Consider the following 19,271-nt stretch of genomic DNA (forward strand, 5'->3'; position numbering starts at 1 on the left):
TTCCTACCTGATCCTGCGGCGCTTTCGAAGGAAGCGCCGCAGTGATGCCTACATTCAATTTCAGATCACTGGCGTAATTGCTCATGAATGACATCATCGAGGCGGAAGAAGTCGTCGCCGCGCGCGGCGTGAAGGTCGTGTTCGGCGCGGTCAGGGCGCTGGATGGGGCCGATCTCGTCATCCGCGCCGGGGAATGCCTCGGGCTCGTTGGCCACAACGGCGCAGGCAAATCCACCATCGTCAATGTCATCAATGGCGGGCTCACACCGCATGAAGGCTCCATTTCCTATCGTGGGAACCAGAACCGCCACGGCATAGCCGCTGCGCGTGCGAGCGGCGTGCGCTGCGTCTTTCAGGAACTCTCGCTCTGCCCCAATCTGACAATCAGCGAAAACGTCCGCATCATGCATGCTGCCATGAACGGGCGGAACTGGCGCGGGCGCGCTCTTTCCATGATCCGCCAGACGCTCGACGAGATTTTTCCCGGCCACGGCATCGATTGCGAACTGACGATTGCCGAGCTTTCGATTGCAGAGAGGCAGATGGTGGAAATCGCCATCAATTTCTGCCGCACGCCTGAAGCCCCGAGGCTGGTCATTCTCGACGAGCCGACATCCTCGTTAGACGCGGGCCTTGCCGAACAGTTGATGGATTATGTCCGGCGTTTTGTGCGCACCGGCGGCTCCGTTCTGTTGATCTCGCATATTCTCGGTGAAATTCTTTCAACCGCCACCCGCATCGTTGTCATGAAGGATGGCCGCGTGGTGGCCAACCGGCCCGCCGCCGAATTCACCACGCGGACGCTGGTGGAGGCCATGGGCAGCGTCGTCAAGCCGCAGGACAGGCAAAAGGGTGAGAGCCGCAAGGCGGGCGAAAAGGTGCTTTCCATGCCGGCGCGCCGGGGCGAAGGCCTTGCCTTCGAGGCTTTCCGCGGAGAGATCATCGGCCTTGCCGGCCTCGGCGGACATGGCCAGACCGAAGCGCTTCTCGACCTCTATCTTGCCCGCAACAGCAGCTGGCTGCCGACGCGCAAGACCGATATCGCTTTCGTCGCGGGCGACCGCGGCCTCAACGGCACCTTCCCGCTGTGGAGCATCCTGAAGAACCTCTCCATCGCGTCGCTGCGGGATATTTCATCCGCGGGCATTGTGGACAGGAGCAAGGAGAGCGAACTGGGCGCGCAGTGGAAAAAGCGCATCGAAATTCGCACGCCCGACATGGGCAACAAGATCCTGTCTCTCTCCGGCGGCAACCAGCAGAAAGTGCTTTTTGCCCGTGCGCTCGCCACCACCGCCGGCACCGTTTTGATGGACGATCCGATGCGCGGCGTCGATATCGGCACCAAACAGGAGGTCTACGATATCTTGAGAACTGAAGCCTCTCACGGCCGCACCTTCATCTGGTACTCGACCGAGATGGATGAAATCCGTCTCTGTGACCGGGTTTATGTCTTCCGCGACGGCGCCATTCAGGCCGAACTGGTGGGCGAGGACATCACTGAACAGAATGTGCTGGCCGCTTCCTTTGCCGGAGAAGACCACGCATGAAACTTTCGGCAAACGCACTCCGCCTCATCATTCCCGCCGCCTCGCTCGCCTTCCTGCTCGCCGCGGTCTTCTACATGCAGCCGCGTGCCATGAGCTACACCGGCTTGAACCTGCTGTTCAATCTGGCAGTGCCGATTGCACTCGCCACCATTGCGCAGATGCTCATCATGTCGGTCAACGATCTCGACCTGTCGATGGGCACCTTCGTCAGTTTCTGCGCCTGCGTCACCGCGACCTTCCTGCAAACGACGCCATTCCTCGGTATTGCGATCTTTGCCGGGGCGATCGCGGTTTATGCACTGCTCGGCGCCATCATCCATATCCGCGCCCTGCCCTCCATCGTCGTCACACTCGGCATGGGTTTCGTCTGGGGCGGCCTCGCCGTGCTCATTCTCCCCTCGCCCGGCGGCCAGGCGCCTGCCTTCATCCGCACGCTGATGACGGCGAAACCGCCTTTCGTGCCGATCGCGATCGTCGCCAGTATCCTGATTGCGGTCATCGCCCACTACATCGTCATGCGCTCCTCGTTCGGCGTGTTGATGCGCGGCGTCGGCGGAAATTTCCGCTCTGTCGAGCGTTCCGGCTGGTCAGTCATCGGCATCCGCGCCGCTACCTTTGCGCTGGCCGGTTTCTTCGCGGTGCTCTCCGGTATCGCCCTCGTGGGCCTGACGACATCGGCCGACGCCAATATCGCGCTGCGCTACACGCTGCTGTCGATTGCCGGCGTCATCCTCGGCGGCGGCGAATTCGTCGGCGGAAGAGTATCGCCCATCGGTGCCGTCATCGGCGCGCTGACGCTGACGCTTGCAGGCTCCTTCCTCTCCTTCATGCGGATTTCGCCGGACTGGCAGATTGGCGCGCAAGGTGCAATCCTCATCATTGTGCTGGCATTGCGCATCCTGCTCAACCGTCTCGAAAAGCGGGAGAAAAATCAATGAACGGGCTCTCTTCCCTCACCAGAAAACCGTGGATCTGGTCCTTTGCCGCAACCATTGCGGTTTGGATCATCACCGTGCTCTTCACTGGCGGCGCAAGCTCATTCGGCCTGTCGCACGCAGCACTCACCTTCGCGGCCTTTTCTGTCATCGTCGGCATCGGCCAGATGTTCGTCATCACGCTCGGGCCCGGAAATATCGACCTCTGCGTTCCCGCGACGATGACGCTGTCGGGGACGCTTGCCTTGAAGTTCATGGATGTATCGGACAGCCTCATTCTGCCGGGATTGCTGATCGCCATCCTCATCGGTATCGCCATCGGCATCGGCAATTATGCCCTGATCAAGCTCCTGCGCATCCCGCCGATCATCGCGACGCTCTCCATGAGCTTCATCGTGCAGTCCATCGCCATCTGGTCGAACCGCGGCCTGCGCATCAAGCCGCCGGAAACATTGGCCACATTCGCCACATCGAGTTTTCTCGGCATTCCCAATGTCGCCCTGGTCGCCCTGCTGCTTTCCGTCATTGCATGGCTGCTGCTGGACCGCTCCTTCTACGGACGCTGGATTGCCGCCATCGGCCAGAGCACCTTCGCTGCCCGCATGACCGGGATTCCCGTGGATGGCGCACGCTTCGTCACCTACGTCCTCTGCGCGGTACTGGCAGCAATTGCGGGTTATCTGCTCGCCAGCTTCTCCGGCGGTGCGGCGCTCAACATGGGCTCGGAATATCTGCTGATGTCCATCGCCGTCGTTGTCATCGGCGGCACGGCGGTGGCGGGAGGGGATTCCAACGTGCCCGGCATATGGGGCGCATCGCTCTTCATGTTCCTGGTGGTCTCGATGCTGAATACCTATGGTTTCGGCGCGGGCATCCGCCTCATCCTCACCGGTCTCATCATCATCTCCGTCATTCTTCTGGCGAGTGGCCCGAAGGCCACGCGCTGACCCCGAACGACAAGCCAAAGCGGACCACGCTCATGACCACAGACAAGACTTCACCTTACGAAATTCACGACGACCGTTTCCGCCACCTGATCGTCGGCAATGCCGAGCTGGAAGAGCTTTATTCGGGCTGCCGCTGGGCCGAAGGACCGGTGTGGTTCGCCGACCTGAACTGCCTGCTTTTCAGCGATATTCCCAATGAGCGCATGCTTCGCTGGGTGCCGGATGGCGGAATCTCGGTTTATCGCCAGCCCTCCAACTTCACCAACGGCAACACCCGCGACCGGCAGGGACGTCTTGTATCCTGCGAACATGGGGGCCGCCGCGTCACCCGCACCGAGGTCGACGGCTCGATCACCGTCCTTGCCGATAGCTACGACGGCAAGCGGCTGAACTCGCCCAATGACGTGGTGGTGAAATCAGATGGCAGCGTCTGGTTCACCGACCCGACCTACGGCATTCTGTCCGATTACGAGGGCTACAAGGCCGAGCCGGAGCAGAAGACCCGCAATGTCTACCGGCTCGATCCCGCTACCGGAAAGATCGACATCGCCATCGACGACTTCGTGCAGCCGAACGGCCTCGCATTTTCGCCTGACGAAACGAAGCTCTACATTGCCGACAGTTCCTACAGCCACGATGTCACCCGACCCCGCCATATCCGCGTCTTCGACGTCGTGGATGGCGTAAAACTCGCCAACGGCCGGGAATTCTGCAGTATCGACAATGGCCTGCCAGATGGCTTTCGCCTCGACACCGCCGGCAATCTGTGGACGAGCGCCGGCGATGGCGTGCACTGCTTTGCGCCTGACGGCACGCTCATCGGCAAGATCAAGGTGCCGCAGACAGTGGCGAACCTCACCTTCGGCGGGCCGAAAAAGAACCGCCTGTTCATCACCGCGACAAAATCGCTCTATTCGGTCTATGTCGCCGCAACCGGTGCACAGACACCCTGAAATCCAAAAACGCTGGTCTGGCAGGAAGTGGCAAGATCGCTTCAGAGCGCTATAATTGGCCCATGAGTGACGATTCCAACCTCTTCCTGACTGACGATATGGAGTTCGACGGCAAAGCGCCGGCCGTTGAACCAACCAGCCGCATGCTCTCCTGGGCACGCAATTCCGCTCTATACCGGCTGGAACAGCGCATGATGACGGAAAAGCAGCTGCGCGACGCCATCATGCGCAAGGCACGGGAAAAATTCGAGGATATCGGCGTCGCGCAGATAAAGGCGCTTGGCGATTTCGCGGTGCGTTTCGCTTATGAGATCAATGCGCTTGACGATACGGCCTTTGCGGAAATCACCGTGCGAAGCGGGCAGCGCAGCGGCAAATCGAAACGGGGGCTGGCGCAAAAGCTTCAGCTTAAGGGGATAGACCGGGAGACCGCAGCCGTCGCCCTTCAGGAAACCAACGATCTGGTCGCAGCCATCAATTTTGCGCGAAAACGCGCTTTTGGCCCTTACCGTCGGGTCGAGCTTAATGAGAAGCGCAAGGCAAAGGAGTTTTCGGCATTTGCCCGCAATGGTTTTGGTTTCGAAATCGGGTCGAAGGTTATGTCGATGACGACGGAAGAAGCGGAAGATATTTTATCGGAAGCACCGCTCTGACGTTATTGCGGCAGCGGACGGGTTTTCAGATAAGCGATGAGATCGGCGATATCACTCTCGCTCCAGAGGCCGAAAAAGCGCATTGCATTTCCCGGGAGCGCCTTCTTCGGACTGGACAGAAATTTCTGCAACTCCTCCTCCGACCAAACCCTGCCTGCCGCTCCAGCATCCTTCAGCGCCTGTGAATAGTGGCTGTAGTCAGCGATAGATGCGATGGGTCTTCCGACCACGCCCATCAGATGTGGCCCCATGCGGGTGCGCGGCGCGTCGATGCTGTGGCAGGTGGAGCAGCGGCTGAAAACCTTCTCGCCATGCGCAGCATCGCCTTCGGAGAAAGCGCCCGACGCCGGGAGGAGGATGAATGCGACCGCGGCCGCGACTTTTTTGATCGGGGACATCATACCCCTGATAATACAACGCCCTCTGCGTCTGACAACGAAGAGGGCGTGTTTTGTCATGCGACCTAATGCCCGGCTCTAGCCTCCGGGCATCAGCCGGATCAGTTCATGGCCGTCAGCGTCACCGAGGTGCCGGTGGCGGCGAGGTTGAGGCCAACCTGGCCGGTCACGCTCACTGTCTGCAGCTGGATCGAGCCGGAAGTACCGCCGACGAGAACGTTCGTGCCAACGCCGAGACCGACGGTGACTTCAGCCGTTGCGCCCTGATAGAGGCCGCCGAGCGAACCGCGGTGGTAACCGGCTGTCGGGGCGAAAACGGCCCAGACCAGACGGCCCTGCGTGGTGAAACCAAGGTCAACGCCCATCTTGCGGATAGCGCCGCTATAGTGGTCGGTACGACGTGCGCCGATCGTGGACTGGAAGGTGCAATCCAGTTCCTTGGCCGAGCCGAGAACGTAACCGACGCCGCCGCCGATATCGCAGGTGAGGTAACCGATCTTGACGCCGTTGCGATCGTCCTGCTCCTGCGGAGCCGGCTCGTATCGTGCAAGGTCGGCAGCGAGTGCGGATGCGGTTCCGCCAAGGCCCATCGTCAATGCGGCAAAAGTTACGGCAACAGCCTTTTTCATCTGATTATCTCCTGTTTTATTCCTACCCGCAGCAGCCCTTCTTGCCCTCTCCGGATATTGAATTCCGCACTGTTAACGTTTGTTCCCTGAAATCGATCCAAAACAACTTAATTGGAGGCGATGAAAGCCGAACGGTTAACAATGTCTGATGGCGGTAGGATGCCATTAAGACATTGTTAGGGCGGGAAATGCGTGCGGAATCACCATCAACAGCAAGCGTTGGCGGGCGTGGTTCTGTAGCAACAACATCAGAGCGGCAGGGCCACGGGAAGGCCGGTGGCGGCGTGGGTCATCACGTCCATTCGCACGCCATAGATGCGCTCCAGCGTCTCCGGCGTCATGATCTCTTCCGGCGTTCCCCGGGCAATCAACCGGCCGGAATGCAGCGCGACGATCTCGTCGCAGAAGCGTGCCGCCATGTTGACGTCGTGCAGCACGACGATGACGCCAAGGCCTTTTTCACGCGACAGTCTCTGCACCAGCGAAAGCACCTCGATCTGGTGCGCCAGGTCAAGTGCGGAGATGGGTTCATCGAGAAGCAGGCTTTCGGCATTCTGGGCCACCAGCATGGCAAGCCAGACGCGCTGACGCTCGCCACCCGAAAGCGTATCCACCAGCCGGTCGCGGAAGGCAACGGTATCGGTAAGCTCGATCGCCTCGTCCACTTTTTCCTGATCCGCCTTCGTAAACTGGCCCAGCGCGCCGTGCCAGGGATAACGGCCAAGTGCAACCAGTTCCTTGGCCAGCATGCCGGAAGCGGCCGGCGTGTATTGCGGCAGATAGGCGAGCTTTCGCGCAAATTCCCGATTGCCCCAGGCGGCAAGCGCCTTCCCTTCGAAGGACACCCGGCCCGCCGTCGGCTCCTGTATCCGTGCGAGAATCTTCAGCAGCGTGGATTTTCCCGAACCGTTATGGCCGATCAGGCCGATGGTCTTGCCGGTTGCAAAACTGGCCGTCAGCGGCTGCAGCAATGTCCTGCCCGGCACTTCCATGGTGACGCCATCCAGAGAAAAAAGCGGCATATCATCGTAATCGGCCGCAGGCACTGCCTGACCCATGCTTCTCATCTCCATGCATCTTTCAAAAAATTCATCATCGCCTGCCTGAAAGCCAGATCAGATAGGGCGCGCCGGCAAGCGCCGCAAAAAGTCCGAGCGGCAGTTCATAGGGAAAGGTCACCGTCCGCGCGCCAAGATCGGAAAGCGCCATCAGCACCGCGCCGAACAGGAAGGAGGCGAAGAGATGGTCACGTGGCGTTGTGAAACCAGAGCGCAGCGCAATATGGGGCGCCATCAACCCGACGAAACTCAAGGGACCAACCAGCAGCGAGGCGGCACCGGTGGCAATGCCGGCCACGGCGATGACGGCGGTTCGCGCAGCGCCGAGCGGCAGGCCGAGGGAGAGCGGCACATCCCGCCCTAGCGGCAGGATCGTCAGCCAGCGCGTGACCGATAACGCTCCCGCCAGAAGCACGATGGAAAGAACGGCGAGAAAGATCGCCGAAGCCGGCGTTGCCGTCGAACCCGAGCCGCTGAGCCAGGCGAGAATCTGCCATGCCCGCTGGTCGCCAATGGCAAGCAGCGCCGAAAGCACCGCCGAGCAGAGCGAACTGACGGCAATGCCCGCGAGCAGTATCTTTTCCGGCGGGAGGTGCCTGCGCACGGCGAAGAAGAGCACAAGGATCATGACGACCGCCGAGCCGATGCCGGCGCCGCAAAACAGTTCCAGCAGGCCTGCTGCCGGAAAAATGGTGATGGCGACGGCAAAACCGAGGCCCGCACCGCCGCTGACGCCGATCACCTCCGGGCTCGCCATCGGGTTGCCTGTCAGTCGCTGCAAAAGAGCACCCGCCATCGCGAGAAGACCGCCAGCGGCCATGGCGGCCAGCAGCCGGGGCCAGCGGAACGGCAACAGGCTTTGCAGATCGTCCGCCTTCAGCATTTCCCAGCCATCCGGTCCCTTGCCGACGGCGAGTGCGGCAAACACCAGCACCGCCATGATGGCCAGTGCAGGCAGCAGGGACGTAGGCCGGCGTCTTGTCGCAAGCTCGACGCCTTCACCGCGCTGCACGTCTGTGGGCCGGATTTTCGGCAGGAGCCACAGAAGCAGCGGACCGCCGATCATGGCCGTCACCGCGCCCGTTGGAAAAACTTCCGCCGTCGTGCTTGCCAGAAGCTGGACCAGACTATCGCAGAACCATAGAAGCAGACCGCCGAGCAGCGGCGAAGCGAACAGAACGGAAGACGAGCGCCGCACGCCCAGCGCCCGGGTGAGTGCCGGTGCGGCAAGACCGATAAAGCTGACGAGACCGACCGCAGAAGCAACGAAGGCGGCCAGCATGACCGCGACGGCCGCAACCGCGAGCCTGATCGAAAACAGCGATACGCCGAGCGATCGAGCACCAGAATCGCCGAGACCGAGAATCGTCAAAGGCCTTATCAGCAGGCCGGTCAGAACGAGCCCTGCCAGAAGCTGGCAGGTGAGAGACAGGGCGTTCGACCAGTCCTGCTGGCTAAGCGAGCCGCCGTTCCAGACCACCAGAGACATCAGATATTCGCCCTGCGCGAGCGTCAGCGCCGCGGAAACGGAAGCGGCGGTGATGCCGACCAGCAATCCTGACACCACCATGGTCACCGGCTCGAAGGAGCGCCGCCAGCCAAGCAGGAAGACAATACCCGCGGCCGCAGCGGCCCCGGCAAGCGCCACCAGGGCGCGGTTGCCGTCCAGAACAGACGGAAAAAACAGGGTGGCGATGACGATTGCCAGTTGCGCGCCGGCCGAGATGCCGAGCGTCGAAGGATCGGCAATCGGATTGCGCAGCAATTGCTGGAAAAGCGCCCCGGACAGACCGAGCATCGCGCCCGCCAGAACGGAAACCGCCACGCGGGGCATCAGGCTGAAGGCGAAAATCACCTGATCCATCGACAGGTTGGCAGCATCGAACGGTGGACTGGGCCATGCGCTGAACGGCAGCCGGAGCAGCCCTGCATGCAGGGAGAGCCCGCAGGCGAGAGCGAACAGCAGCCCCAGGACAATCTGGAGAGGGCGCGCCGTCACAGGGCTTCCCCCCGCACCGAAAGCGCTTCGGTCAGAAGCCGCGCAAAACGCATGCCGGCGGTGATGCCGCCATAGGGGGCGACATTGGCAAGCGTCACAACACGGTTTGCCCGCACGGCAGGCAGTGCCCGCCAGATTGCGCTGTTGCGCAACGTTTCCCGTGCCTCGACCGGAATATCGGAGACGACGACGATGCGGGCGTCCGGCGAGGCCGCGAGGTTTTCAATCGGGACCGGAGCCGAGAAAGTGAATTGCGAACGATCCACCCAGGCATTGGCGAGCCCCAGCCGGCCAAGAACATCCCCGAACATGCTGTCCGCACCGAAAGCGCGAAAATGCCGCGCGTCGCCGATATTGATCACATAGGTCGGCCGCGCCGCAAATCCGGCGAGGCGAGTCCGCATGGCGTGCAGCGCCGCTTCCGTTTCACCCAGAACCCTGCGCGCCTCTTCGGCCCGCCCGAGCTTTTCACCAAGCGCCGTGACTGCCGCCAGCGCCTTTGCGAAAGGCGGCTCGCCCTTTACGTAAAAGGGCAACGAGAAGACCGGCGCGATAGCTTCAAGCCTGCCGGTGTAGCGGGTGTAGAAGGGCGAGATCAGAATGAGATCGGGTCGGGTCAGTTGCAGGAGCTCGAAATTCGGAGCGCCGCGCAGGCCGAGATCGGCGACGGTTTCCGGGATTTCGGGCTCCACCGCACCCGCCCGGAACTGGATAAGCTCGGTCGCCGCCACCGGCACGACGCCAAGGGCCACGGCTGTTTCGAGCATCGCCCAGTCAATGGCGGCAATGCGCGGGGTCGACTGTGCCCGCGTCGCGCCAGCAAAGGCCGCAGCAGCGAGCAGGGCCAAAAACTCCCGCCGTCCCCAAACGGGAGACATCCATCGATCCTTGCGCGTCATGCCCCTGCTGCTTCACTTAGATGTGGCGTTACCAACGATAGGTCAGCTTGCCCATGACCGTTCTTCCGTCACCGTAATAGCATCCGAAAGTGGAGCAACTAGAAATATATTCTTTATCAGTCAAGTTTTGCACCATAAGCGAGGCGCGGTAGCCGTTCTTCTCGTAATGCACGCCGAGATCGAGCAGGGCGAGCCCCTTCATCTCAAAGGTATTGGCGGCATCGCCATAACGTTTTCCAACGTAACGAACACCGCCGCCGATGCCGAAACCTTCGAGCGCGGTATCTTCCGGGAACGTGTAATCGAGCCAGAGGCTGGCGGCGTGCCGGGGGGTGCTATCAAGCTCGTTCCCATTATTCACACGGCCGGAGACCTCGCTGTCCATGTAGGTATAGGCCGCGCGCAGGTCGAGCCCGTCGACAAGGCTTGCAACGCCTTCAAGCTCTAGGCCTTTCACGTGCGCCTCATCCATCTGCTGCGTCACGCCACCAACCGTCGTTGTGACGTTCTTCTGTTTCAGATCGTAGATCGCCGCCGAAAAGAAACCGTCGAAACCTTCCGGCTGGTATTTGACACCCGCTTCCCATTGTTCACCGGTGGTCGGTTTTGGCGCATCACCGACGGCCGGCTGCGGCACCGGCTCGAAGGAGGTTGCATAGCTGACATAGGGCGCGATTCCGCCATCAAACAGATAGCTGACGCCGACACGACCGGTCAGCTTGTGGTCATCCTTGTCGAGCGTGCGATAGGTGGTGCCATTGAAGGTCGTGCCGCTGGTGCTTGCCCAGTCCTGCCGCAGGCCGGCAATGATGCGCCAGTTCTCGATCGCCATCTCGTCCTGCGCATAAAGGCCGATCTGGGAAATATCGGTCTTCACATCGGCATAAAGCGTGCGCGAGGTAAGGCTGATCGGCCCGCCATAAACAGGATTGACGGGATTGAGCGGCGTTGCGGCCCAGAACTCGGTTTTGACGTTATTGTCGAAATAGCGGTAATCCAGCCCGACAAGCAGGGTATGATCGATCGGCCCCGTGGAAAAATCCGCCTGGAGGCTGTTGTCGATGTTGAAGGTGTTCAGCAGCTCGTCCTGGAACGTCGCATTGCGACGGATGAGATTGCCTATCATGCCGCCGCTGGTCGAAGACATGCCGAGCGCGCGGTAGGACCAGTCGAAATTGGAATAACGCGCATTCTGACGGAAGGTGAAGGTCTCATCGAAGCGGTGTTCGAATTCATAACCGATATTGGTGAACTTGCGGTTTGATGTATCGAAGGACGGATCACCGACATAAAAGCTGCGGTCCAGCATATGGCCGGGTCTGAAATAGGTCAGCGCCGGCGGCAGGCCGGAGGGCGAACTCGGATTGTCGTGCTGATAGGAGGCAAGAACAGTCAGCTTCGTATCCTCGTCCGGCTGCCATGTGAGAGCCGGCGCGATGAAATAACGGTCGTTCTGCAAATTGTCCGTCTGGGCATGGGCGTTGCGCGCAAGGCCGGTCAGGCGATAGGCGAAACTGTCGCTATCCGCCACCGGGCCGCCAATATCGAACATCGACTGATAATAATCGAAGCTGCCGATCTGCGCACCGACTTCACCGAACCGTTCGAAGGTCGGCCGTTTGCTGCTGAGATTGATAAGGCCGCCGGGATTGCCCTGCCCGTAGAGCACGGAAGCGGGCCCGCGAATGACCTCCACGCGCTCCAGACCGTAGACCTCAAAAGAAGGCGCACCGGCCGTCCGCATCAGCCGCAGACCATTGAGGAACTGCAGCTGATTCCCCTGAAAGCCGCGAATGCGCGGCGCATCGAAACGCGGATCGGCGCCGAACGGCTGCGCAACCACCCCCGGGACGTAATTCAGCGCCTCGCCGAGATTGCGGACATCCTGCGCATCCATCTGATCTCTGGTGATGACGGATACCGATTGCGGCGTCTCGATCAGGGATCGCCCTGTCTTGGTGGCGCTGGCGCTGGTTTTTGCCACATAACCCTTCACGGGCGCCTTGGGGTCCTGATTTTTCGCGCCGTCAACGGTGATGGTCTGCAGCACCGTGGTTCCGGCGTCCTGAGCAAAGGCGGAAGCCGGGGCAAGGAACGCCACATAAGCAATGGCGGCACAGCCACCAGCCAGAATGGAAATGTGTTTGGTTTTTCCCTGCACGCCAAAATCCCTCGTCACCCGCAGCCACCATAGGCGGTCATTTACTGGAGAATTAAAGTCATCTTATTACGCAAGGTGTGGATTTCGATCCAATAAGTGAAACTGGATTTTTTCATAATTTTTGATTATGAAATCTCTCTCCATAATAGTTTGGAATTATTCAAAACCTGCCAAAAAAGGCGCTGACAATGGGCAGAAAACCGGCGAACCGGGCTGACGCGTTCGAGCTGCGGCATCTGCGCTATTTCACCACGCTGGTAGACGAGCGCAATTTCGAGCGCGCCGCTGCCCGCCTCGGCATTGCCCAGCCGGGTTTGAGCCAGCAGATCATGGCGCTTGAACAGATCGTCGGCATGCCGTTGCTTGATCGCACAAGGCGGTCGGTGAAGCTCACCATGCCAGGCCAGCTTCTTTACGAGGATGCCCGGAAAATCCTGTCGAATGCCGAGGCGACGCTTGCAACGCTGAAGCGTGTCGGCCGCGGCGAAACCGGGCGCATCTCCATCGGTTATGTCGCCTCCGCCGCCTATTCCGGGTTGATGATACAGTCGATCGCCAGTTTCCGCGCCTCCCATCCCGATGTGGAGCTGCAATTGATCGAGATGGAAATGCGGCTGCAACTGGCCAGGATTGCCGACGGCAATCTGGATTTCGCCTTTATCCGCCCGCCCGCCCCTGTTCCGGAAGGTGTGACAACCCACGTGGTTTTGCGGGAGCCCTTGATGGCAGCGCTGCCGGAAAACCATCCTTTGGCTTTTGCCCCGCAGGTCGATCTGAAAAATCTTTCCGGTGAAACCTTCATCACGCCGCGGCAGCCGCCGGATGTCGGCTTTCATTACAACACCATCGAGGCCTGCAACGAAGCCGGGTTCCAGCCGGCAATCAGCCCGGAAGGCAGGGACTACACGACCATTGTCAGCATGGTGGCCATTGGCCTTGGCGTTGCGCTGGTGCCGCGCTCGCTTGATTGCCTGCGGTTGCCCGGCGTGCGCTATGTGCCGCTTGCGGCAAGCGCCACGACGTCGGACCTCGCCATCGCCCACCGGAAAACCGAAGCCTCGCCCGCCGTCAGGGCCTTCATTCTCCACGCCCGCAATTGAGCCGCGTGGAAGGAAATATCCGTGTCGCACCTTATTCGCCGGGGACGAAAAATCCGCCGCCCTCCGTCGCGCGGCATTGATCGAGCGACGACGGTGCGCCGCAATGCCCGGAATTGCCGGGCAGATGGCTGCCTGCCGGACGTCGTTCCGGTGACCGGGTAAAAATCTCCTTCCCCGCATCTCCCCGCCGCCCCGGCCCACTGCATAATCGCGACAGATTTCGATTTATGGGAGACAGCAATGGCTGAGATTTACGACCACTACGCCGCCGGCCTCGAATCACCGGCTTCCCACGCTTTTGACGTCGTTCCGGACGATGCAAAGCCGCTTCCTTCCGCCACACGCGCGATCTATGTGGGCAATGGCGGACATCTTTGCCTGACTGTGCTTTCCGGGGCAACCGTGACCTTCCAGAACCTGCCCGCCGGCAGCCTGCTGCCGGTCCGCGCAACGCGGATATTTTCGACGCGCACCACCGCAACCGGCATTGTCGGGCTCAACTGATGCTCTCTCCGCGGCAACAGCGCCACACACACTATGGAGGCAATGCCATGCAACATGACACTTTCATGACAAGCTTTCAGGTTGATGTCAGCAAAATCCTGCATGCGCCATTGACCGGCCCATGCGGCAAACCGGAAAGGGGCGTTTGCGCTCGCTTGTCATCGCCGCCGGCCTATCGAAAATTTGGTGGATCTGGCAGTGGCTCTTTTTACCGCGAAAGCGACGGGAACAACAACTTATCGTCCGGAAATCGGCAGCGTGGCGCTGAGCCTGCTAACGGCGGCTTATCTTCTGTTTTTCACGAACCGGACATTCTGGTCGAAGGTTCATACCTATCTTTCCGCCTATCCGGTCGCCATCGTCGCGCTCTATGTTGCCATGATCGCCTTTTTCGGCGCGCTCATCACGATTTTCTCCGCCAAATATCTCCTCAGGCCGTTTCTGATCGTCCTGATCTTCGCGGCGGCGGCGGCGTCCTGGTTCATGGATCGCTACGGTATCGTCATCGACAGCGACATGATCCGCAACGCCATGGAGACGACGCAGGCGGAAGCGGGCAATCTGATCACGCCCGGCTTTCTCTGGCATATGGCGATTTACGGGCTGGTGCCGTCTCTCGTCGTCGTCGCTGTCCGCATCCGGCACCGGCCGATCCTCGACAAGCTTCTGTGGAACACGATCAGCATCCTGGTCTGCCTTGCCATAACCGGCATCATCAGCTTCGCCAACTCCAAGACCTTCACCACCGCCATTCGCCAGCACAAGGATATCGTCAAGAGCGTCAATCCGTTGTCACCGATCATGTCGACGGTGCATTATTTCACGCAGGCCGGCAAGGAAGTCGATATTCAGGTCAGCCCAATCGGCAAGGACGCCAAAGTCCTGCCCGCATTGGGTAACGTGCATAAGCCACGCATTACCGTCATCGTTGCGGGCGAAACTGCCCGCGCGGCGAATTTTTCGCTGAATGGCTACGGGCGGGAAACCAATCCGGAGCTCAAGAAGCGCGATGTGGTCTATTTCCCCAGCACAACGAGCTGTGGCACCGCGACGGCGATTTCCATTCCCTGCATGTTCTCGCAATTCACACGCTCGCAATATAGCCACAAGAAGGCGCTTGCGAATGAAAATGTCATGGATGTCCTCGTCCATGCAGGGGTCAGCGCGACCTGGCTGGACAATAATACCGGTAGCAAGGACGTCGCCGACCGTATCCCCTATTTCGACCTGCCTTCCACCAATGACAGCCGCTTCTGCACCGGCGGGGAATGCCGCGACGACATCTTTTTCGACAAGCTCGACGCCTGGCTCGATAACGTCAAGAAGGATAGTGTCATCGTGCTGCACCAGATGGGCAGCCATGGTCCGACCTACTACCTGCGTTACACCGACGAGTTCCGCAAGTTCACGCCAGACTGCCGCACCGCCGAGCTTGGCAATTGCAGCGACGCCGAAATCGTCAACTCCTACGACAACACGCTTCTTTATACCGACCACTTCCTCTCTACCGTGATCGACAAGCTGAAGGCGCGTTCCGACAAGCTGGCAACAGGCATGATCTACGCCTCGGACCACGGCGAGTCGCTTGGCGAAAACGGCGTCTACCTGCATGGCGCGCCCTATCTCCTCGCGCCCGACCAGCAGACCCATGTGCCGTTTCTCGTGTGGTTCGATGACGATTTTGCCAAATCCATGGGACTGGACAAGGCCTGCCTTGCGAAAAGCGCGGCAGAGGGCGGGCGCTCGCACGACAATTATTTCCACAGCATCCTTGGAATGATGAACGTCTCCACCTCGGTCTACGATCCCTCGCTCGATGTCTTCAGCGGCTGTACCCAACGCCGGACGAGCTGAACAGACAGTGCTTGACGCTTATCCGGAGAACAAGATACGCAAGACGACGCGATAGAGGGAGCTGTCTTGCGGGTTCTGCTTGTTGAAGACGATCATGTGCTAGGGGAGGCGCTGCGGGACCATGTGGCCGCGGCGGGTCACGCTGTCGACTGGTTCAAGACGCTGGGCGACGCCATGGCGGCGACGCTGACGATGGGTTACGGCCTGATCCTGCTCGACATGCGACTGCCTGACGGCGAGGGCATCACCCTTCTGCAAAGCCTGCGCAAGCGCGACGACGCCACGCCGGTCATAATTCTGACGGCGCATGACCAGGTCTCCGACCGGATTGCCGGGCTCAATGCCGGCGCGGACGATTATCTGGTCAAGCCTTTCGATCTCAACGAACTTTCAGCACGCATGCTGGCGGTCTCGCGTCGTTACGAGGGGCGTTCCGCCCCCGTCATCCGCCTGCCCGGCATCGAGATCAACCAGGTAGCGCGCAACATCACGGTCGATGGCACGGCGCAGACGCTCAGCGCCCGCGAATGGGCCGTGCTGGAGAAACTGGTCGAGCATCCCGGCGCAGTCGTCTCGAAAGCGCAGCTGCACGACACCCTGTACGAATTCGGCGCGGAAATAGAGAGCAACACGGTCGAAGTCTATATCAGCCGGCTGCGCAAGAAAATCGGCCATGACCGCGTCGAGACGGTGCGTGGCGTTGGCTACACGATCAAATAGACGAACCCCAGGTAGATACAGATGGCCAGACCGACCAGCATGACCCGCAAACTCGTGATGGCGCTGACCAGCGTTGTCGCCATATCATGGCTTCTCGCCTGCGGGTTGGGCGTCATGGTGATGCAGGACGAGTTCGCTGAGATTTTCGATGCCGGTCTCGAGGAAACCGCGGAAAGACTGCTGCCGCTTCTGCTCGACGACCTGCGTGAGAACAATACCGCGCCGGCCGCGCAGAAGCTCAACCAGTCGGCAGAGGGAGCGGAATATCTGACCTATCAGGTTCGCGACCGAGAAGGCCAGGTCGTGCTGCATTCGCATGACAGTTCGACGGAGCCTTTCGAAGTCTCTCTCGACCCCGGTTTTTCAGAAACATCGTCGCAGCGCATCTTCACGGTCGCCTCACCCGACGGCAACTATTTCCTGCAGGTCGCCGATGCATTCGCAAATCGCCGCGAGGCAATCGTGGAGGCAGGCACCGCGCTGGTGTTGCCCGTGCTCATTCTCATTCCTGCCAGCATTTTTGCGGTCATCCTCGTCGTGCGGCGAACGCTTCAGCCGGTGCAAACCTTACGCGACGAAATCGGCAAGAAGGACGGCGGCAATCTCGCGCCGCTTGCAACTCAGCCCTTCCCGCCCGAACTGCACCCCATTGCGCGATCGGTCAACCTGCTGCTTGGGCGGCTGCGCTCGACAATCGAGGCGGAGCGGGAATTCACCGCCAATAGCGCCCACGAATTGCGAACCCCGATTGCCGGCGCGCTGGCGCAGGCGCAGCGGCTGCACGCCGATATTCCCCCGGAGCTTGCGCCACGCGTTGAAAACATCGAAAAATCCCTGCAGCACCTCGCCCACCTCGCCGAGAAACTGCTTCAGATGTCCCGGGCTGAAGCCAGGATCGGGCTCACGGATAAGACAAGCGATCTCATCCCCGTGCTCGAACTCGTTATCGACGATATGAGCAGGACGGCGATAGGGGCGTCTCGCATCCGCTTCACCAATCGCTGTGAAGGCGCCCTGTCCGGCAGGATCGGTCCGGATGCCTTCGGTATCATCATCCGCAACCTTCTCGAAAATGCGCTGATTCACAGCCCACCGAAAAGCCCCGTGCAGGTGATTGCGGAAACAGACGGCGCGATCCGCGTCGTAAATGCCGGGCCGACCGTCGATCCGGTGTTATTGCCCAAGCTGACGACACGTTTCACCAGAGGCCAGTCTACGGCTGACGGCACCGGGCTCGGTCTGGCTATCGTCAAAAGCCTGGTGGAACAGACCGGCGGAAAACTGGTGCTTTCCTCTCCCGCAGAAGGTCAGCAGGACGGTTTTGAAGCCCGCGTGATCATTCCCAGCGAAGCCGCCTGAACGCAAAAAAGAAAAAGCCCCGCCGGGAGGACGGGGCTTTGCTGGTTTTTGGTGTAAGCCGATCAGTCTTCGTGGATATGGCTGTGGTCGCGCGTGTCGCGCATCTTCACGTAAACCACCAGCGACAACGCGATCATGATCGTCACATACCAGAAGAACCAGTTCTCGTGGCCGATCTGCTTGAACTTCAGGGCTACGAATTCCGCCGTTCCGCCGAATATGGTGTTTGCCAGCGCATAAGGTAACGCCACGCCGAGCGCGCGAATATGGGCCGGGAACATTTCCGCCTTCACCACCGCATTGATCGAGGTATAGCCGGTGACGATCAGCAGGCCGATCAGCACGAGGCCGAAAGCCATGATCGGATCGGTTGTGGTCGAAAGCGTGCTGAAAATGACATAGGTGAACAGCGTTCCCAGAATGCCGAAGCCCACCATCAGCGGTTTACGGCCGATCTTGTCCGACAGCGCACCGGCAAGCGGCTGACACAGCATGAAGACAAAAAGCGCCGCCGTGGTAATTTCCGTGGCGCTTTCCTTGCTGAAGCCCGAGGTGTTGACGAGGAACTTCTGCAGATAGGTGGTATAGGCGTAAAAGGCGAGCGTGCCGCCCGACGTCAACGCCATGACCATCAGCGCTTCCTTCGGATAATGCTTGAAAAGCGCCCATCCGCTGGATTTCGGCTTGTCGGCGGCGCCGGTCTTGGCGTTTTCGAACGACTGGGTCTCGGCGAGGCCCCGTCGGATATAAAATACCGCGATGGCCAGAAGGCCGCCGATGAAGAAGGGAATTCGCCAGCCCCAGGAACCGAGCTGCTCTGGGGTCAAAACCCGCTGCAATACCAGAAGAACGGCAAGCGCAAGGAGCTGGCCGGAAATCAGCGTCACATACTGGAAGCTGGAGAAGAAACCACGGCGGTTCTTGCCGGCCATTTCGCTGAGGTACGTCGCGCTTGCGCCATATTCGCCGCCGACGCTGATGCCCTGCAGCAGCCTTGCAAATACCAGAATGGCGGGGGCGGCAATGCCAATCGTTTCGTGGCCGGGCGTAATCGCGATCAGCAGCGAACCGAGACACATCAAGGTGACGGACAGGGTCAGACCCGCCTTGCGGCCCTTGCGGTCTGCATAGGTGCCCATGAACCAGGCCCCGATGGGCCGCATCAGAAATCCGACGGCAAAAACGGCAGCGGCACTCAAGAGTTCGGCCGTCTGATTGCCCGAGGGGAAGAACACCGGCGCGAAATAAAGGGTGAAAGCCGAATAGACATACCAGTCGTACCATTCGACGAGATTACCCGCCGATCCGCCGATAATGGATTTCAAACGGGTTTTCTGGTCCGGCGCGGCGGCGGGACCATTTGCCATAATATTCACGGGTTGACTCCAATTCATCTTCGTCTGGAGATGGAAGGGCGAACGGAAGGTGTGATAATTTGTCGCTCCTGTCGAGGGTATATACCCGCCATGCTGCGATGCGCAAGTTTATACCGCGTTGCAATATTGCCGAAAAAGCAGCCGTGGCGTCTGAAAGACGTCCTCCTCCCCGGCATTTT

At 60.2% G+C, this 19,271-nt stretch carries 17 protein-coding genes; 10 read left to right on the forward strand and 7 right to left on the reverse strand.

Annotated features, from left to right (window positions below):
- Positions 1-83: 83 nt before the first annotated feature.
- The 5 genes from FHW77_RS21170 to recX all read left to right on the forward strand — a co-directional run bounded on the left by FHW77_RS21170 (position 84) and on the right by recX (position 5,035).
- Positions 84-1,547, forward strand: a complete 1,464-nt coding sequence (locus FHW77_RS21170) for an ATP-binding cassette domain-containing protein (protein ID WP_044459484.1) — start codon at positions 84-86, stop codon at positions 1,545-1,547.
- The gene (locus FHW77_RS21175) at positions 1,544-2,485 is read left to right on the forward strand and encodes an ABC transporter permease (protein WP_044459485.1); all 942 of its coding nucleotides are present in this window, start codon (positions 1,544-1,546) and stop codon (positions 2,483-2,485) included. Before FHW77_RS21170 ends, FHW77_RS21175 begins: the two co-directional genes overlap by 4 nt.
- Complete coding sequence (locus FHW77_RS21180) at positions 2,482-3,429, forward strand: ABC transporter permease (RefSeq protein WP_004437622.1); 948 nt, start codon at positions 2,482-2,484, stop codon at positions 3,427-3,429. The genes FHW77_RS21175 and FHW77_RS21180 overlap by 4 nt, the downstream gene beginning before the upstream one ends.
- Before the next feature lie 32 nt (positions 3,430-3,461).
- Complete coding sequence (locus FHW77_RS21185) at positions 3,462-4,382, forward strand: SMP-30/gluconolactonase/LRE family protein (protein WP_044459486.1); 921 nt, start codon at positions 3,462-3,464, stop codon at positions 4,380-4,382.
- A gap of 62 nt (positions 4,383-4,444) precedes the next feature.
- Positions 4,445-5,035 (forward strand): recombination regulator RecX, encoded by a 591-nt coding sequence (gene recX, locus FHW77_RS21190; protein ID WP_044459487.1) that lies wholly within the window; start codon positions 4,445-4,447, stop codon positions 5,033-5,035.
- 2 nt (positions 5,036-5,037) lie between these two features.
- On the opposite strand, the gene FHW77_RS21195 is transcribed toward recX, so the two are convergent.
- The 6 genes from FHW77_RS21195 to FHW77_RS21220 form a co-directional block, all read right to left on the reverse strand.
- Positions 5,038-5,436: a c-type cytochrome gene (locus tag FHW77_RS21195; protein WP_044459488.1), complete on the reverse strand. Its 399-nt coding sequence runs from the start codon at positions 5,434-5,436 to the stop codon at positions 5,038-5,040.
- Positions 5,437-5,534: 98 nt separating this feature from the next.
- Positions 5,535-6,062, reverse strand: a complete 528-nt coding sequence (locus tag FHW77_RS21200; protein ID WP_004437608.1) for a DUF992 domain-containing protein — start codon at positions 6,060-6,062, stop codon at positions 5,535-5,537.
- 248 nt (positions 6,063-6,310) lie between these two features.
- The gene (locus FHW77_RS21205) at positions 6,311-7,120 is read right to left on the reverse strand and encodes an ATP-binding cassette domain-containing protein (RefSeq protein ID WP_044459604.1); all 810 of its coding nucleotides are present in this window, start codon (positions 7,118-7,120) and stop codon (positions 6,311-6,313) included.
- A gap of 34 nt (positions 7,121-7,154) precedes the next feature.
- On the reverse strand, positions 7,155-9,119 hold the full coding sequence (fhuB, locus tag FHW77_RS21210; RefSeq protein WP_044459490.1) for a Fe(3+)-hydroxamate ABC transporter permease FhuB: 1,965 nt from the start codon (positions 9,117-9,119) through the stop codon (positions 7,155-7,157).
- Positions 9,116-10,018, reverse strand: coding sequence for an iron-siderophore ABC transporter substrate-binding protein (locus FHW77_RS21215; protein ID WP_044459491.1), 903 nt, complete (start codon positions 10,016-10,018; stop codon positions 9,116-9,118). The genes fhuB and FHW77_RS21215 overlap by 4 nt, the downstream gene beginning before the upstream one ends.
- Before the next feature lie 28 nt (positions 10,019-10,046).
- Positions 10,047-12,179, reverse strand: coding sequence for a TonB-dependent siderophore receptor (locus tag FHW77_RS21220; RefSeq protein WP_182590683.1), 2,133 nt, complete (start codon positions 12,177-12,179; stop codon positions 10,047-10,049).
- A gap of 188 nt (positions 12,180-12,367) precedes the next feature.
- Here FHW77_RS21220 and FHW77_RS21225 point away from each other — a divergent pair, with 188 nt between their 5' ends.
- The 5 genes from FHW77_RS21225 to FHW77_RS21245 all read left to right on the forward strand — a co-directional run bounded on the left by FHW77_RS21225 (position 12,368) and on the right by FHW77_RS21245 (position 17,716).
- Positions 12,368-13,279 (forward strand): LysR family transcriptional regulator, encoded by a 912-nt coding sequence (locus FHW77_RS21225; protein WP_004437596.1) that lies wholly within the window; start codon positions 12,368-12,370, stop codon positions 13,277-13,279.
- Between the two features lie 240 nt (positions 13,280-13,519).
- Positions 13,520-13,783, forward strand: coding sequence for a spike base protein, RCAP_Rcc01079 family (locus tag FHW77_RS21230; RefSeq protein ID WP_035207506.1), 264 nt, complete (start codon positions 13,520-13,522; stop codon positions 13,781-13,783).
- Positions 13,784-13,969: 186 nt separating this feature from the next.
- Entirely contained in the window at positions 13,970-15,637 is a 1,668-nt protein-coding gene (locus FHW77_RS21235) for a phosphoethanolamine transferase (RefSeq protein WP_044459493.1), read from the forward strand.
- 66 nt (positions 15,638-15,703) lie between these two features.
- Positions 15,704-16,357 carry a response regulator transcription factor gene (locus FHW77_RS21240; protein WP_004437591.1) on the forward strand — a complete coding sequence of 218 codons (654 nt, stop codon included), beginning with the start codon at positions 15,704-15,706 and terminating at the stop codon, positions 16,355-16,357.
- Positions 16,358-16,378: 21 nt separating this feature from the next.
- A complete protein-coding gene (locus tag FHW77_RS21245; protein ID WP_006698137.1) occupies positions 16,379-17,716 on the forward strand; it encodes a sensor histidine kinase in 1,338 nt (445 codons plus the stop codon).
- A 62-nt stretch (positions 17,717-17,778) separates the two neighbouring features.
- Here FHW77_RS21245 and FHW77_RS21250 read toward each other — a convergent pair whose 3' ends face one another.
- Positions 17,779-19,083, reverse strand: a complete 1,305-nt coding sequence (locus tag FHW77_RS21250) for an MFS transporter (protein WP_044459494.1) — start codon at positions 19,081-19,083, stop codon at positions 17,779-17,781.
- Positions 19,084-19,271: the final 188 nt, after the last annotated feature.

Source organism: Agrobacterium sp. RC10-4-1, assembly GCF_014138475.1.
Lineage (GTDB): Bacteria > Pseudomonadota > Alphaproteobacteria > Rhizobiales > Rhizobiaceae > Agrobacterium > Agrobacterium pusense.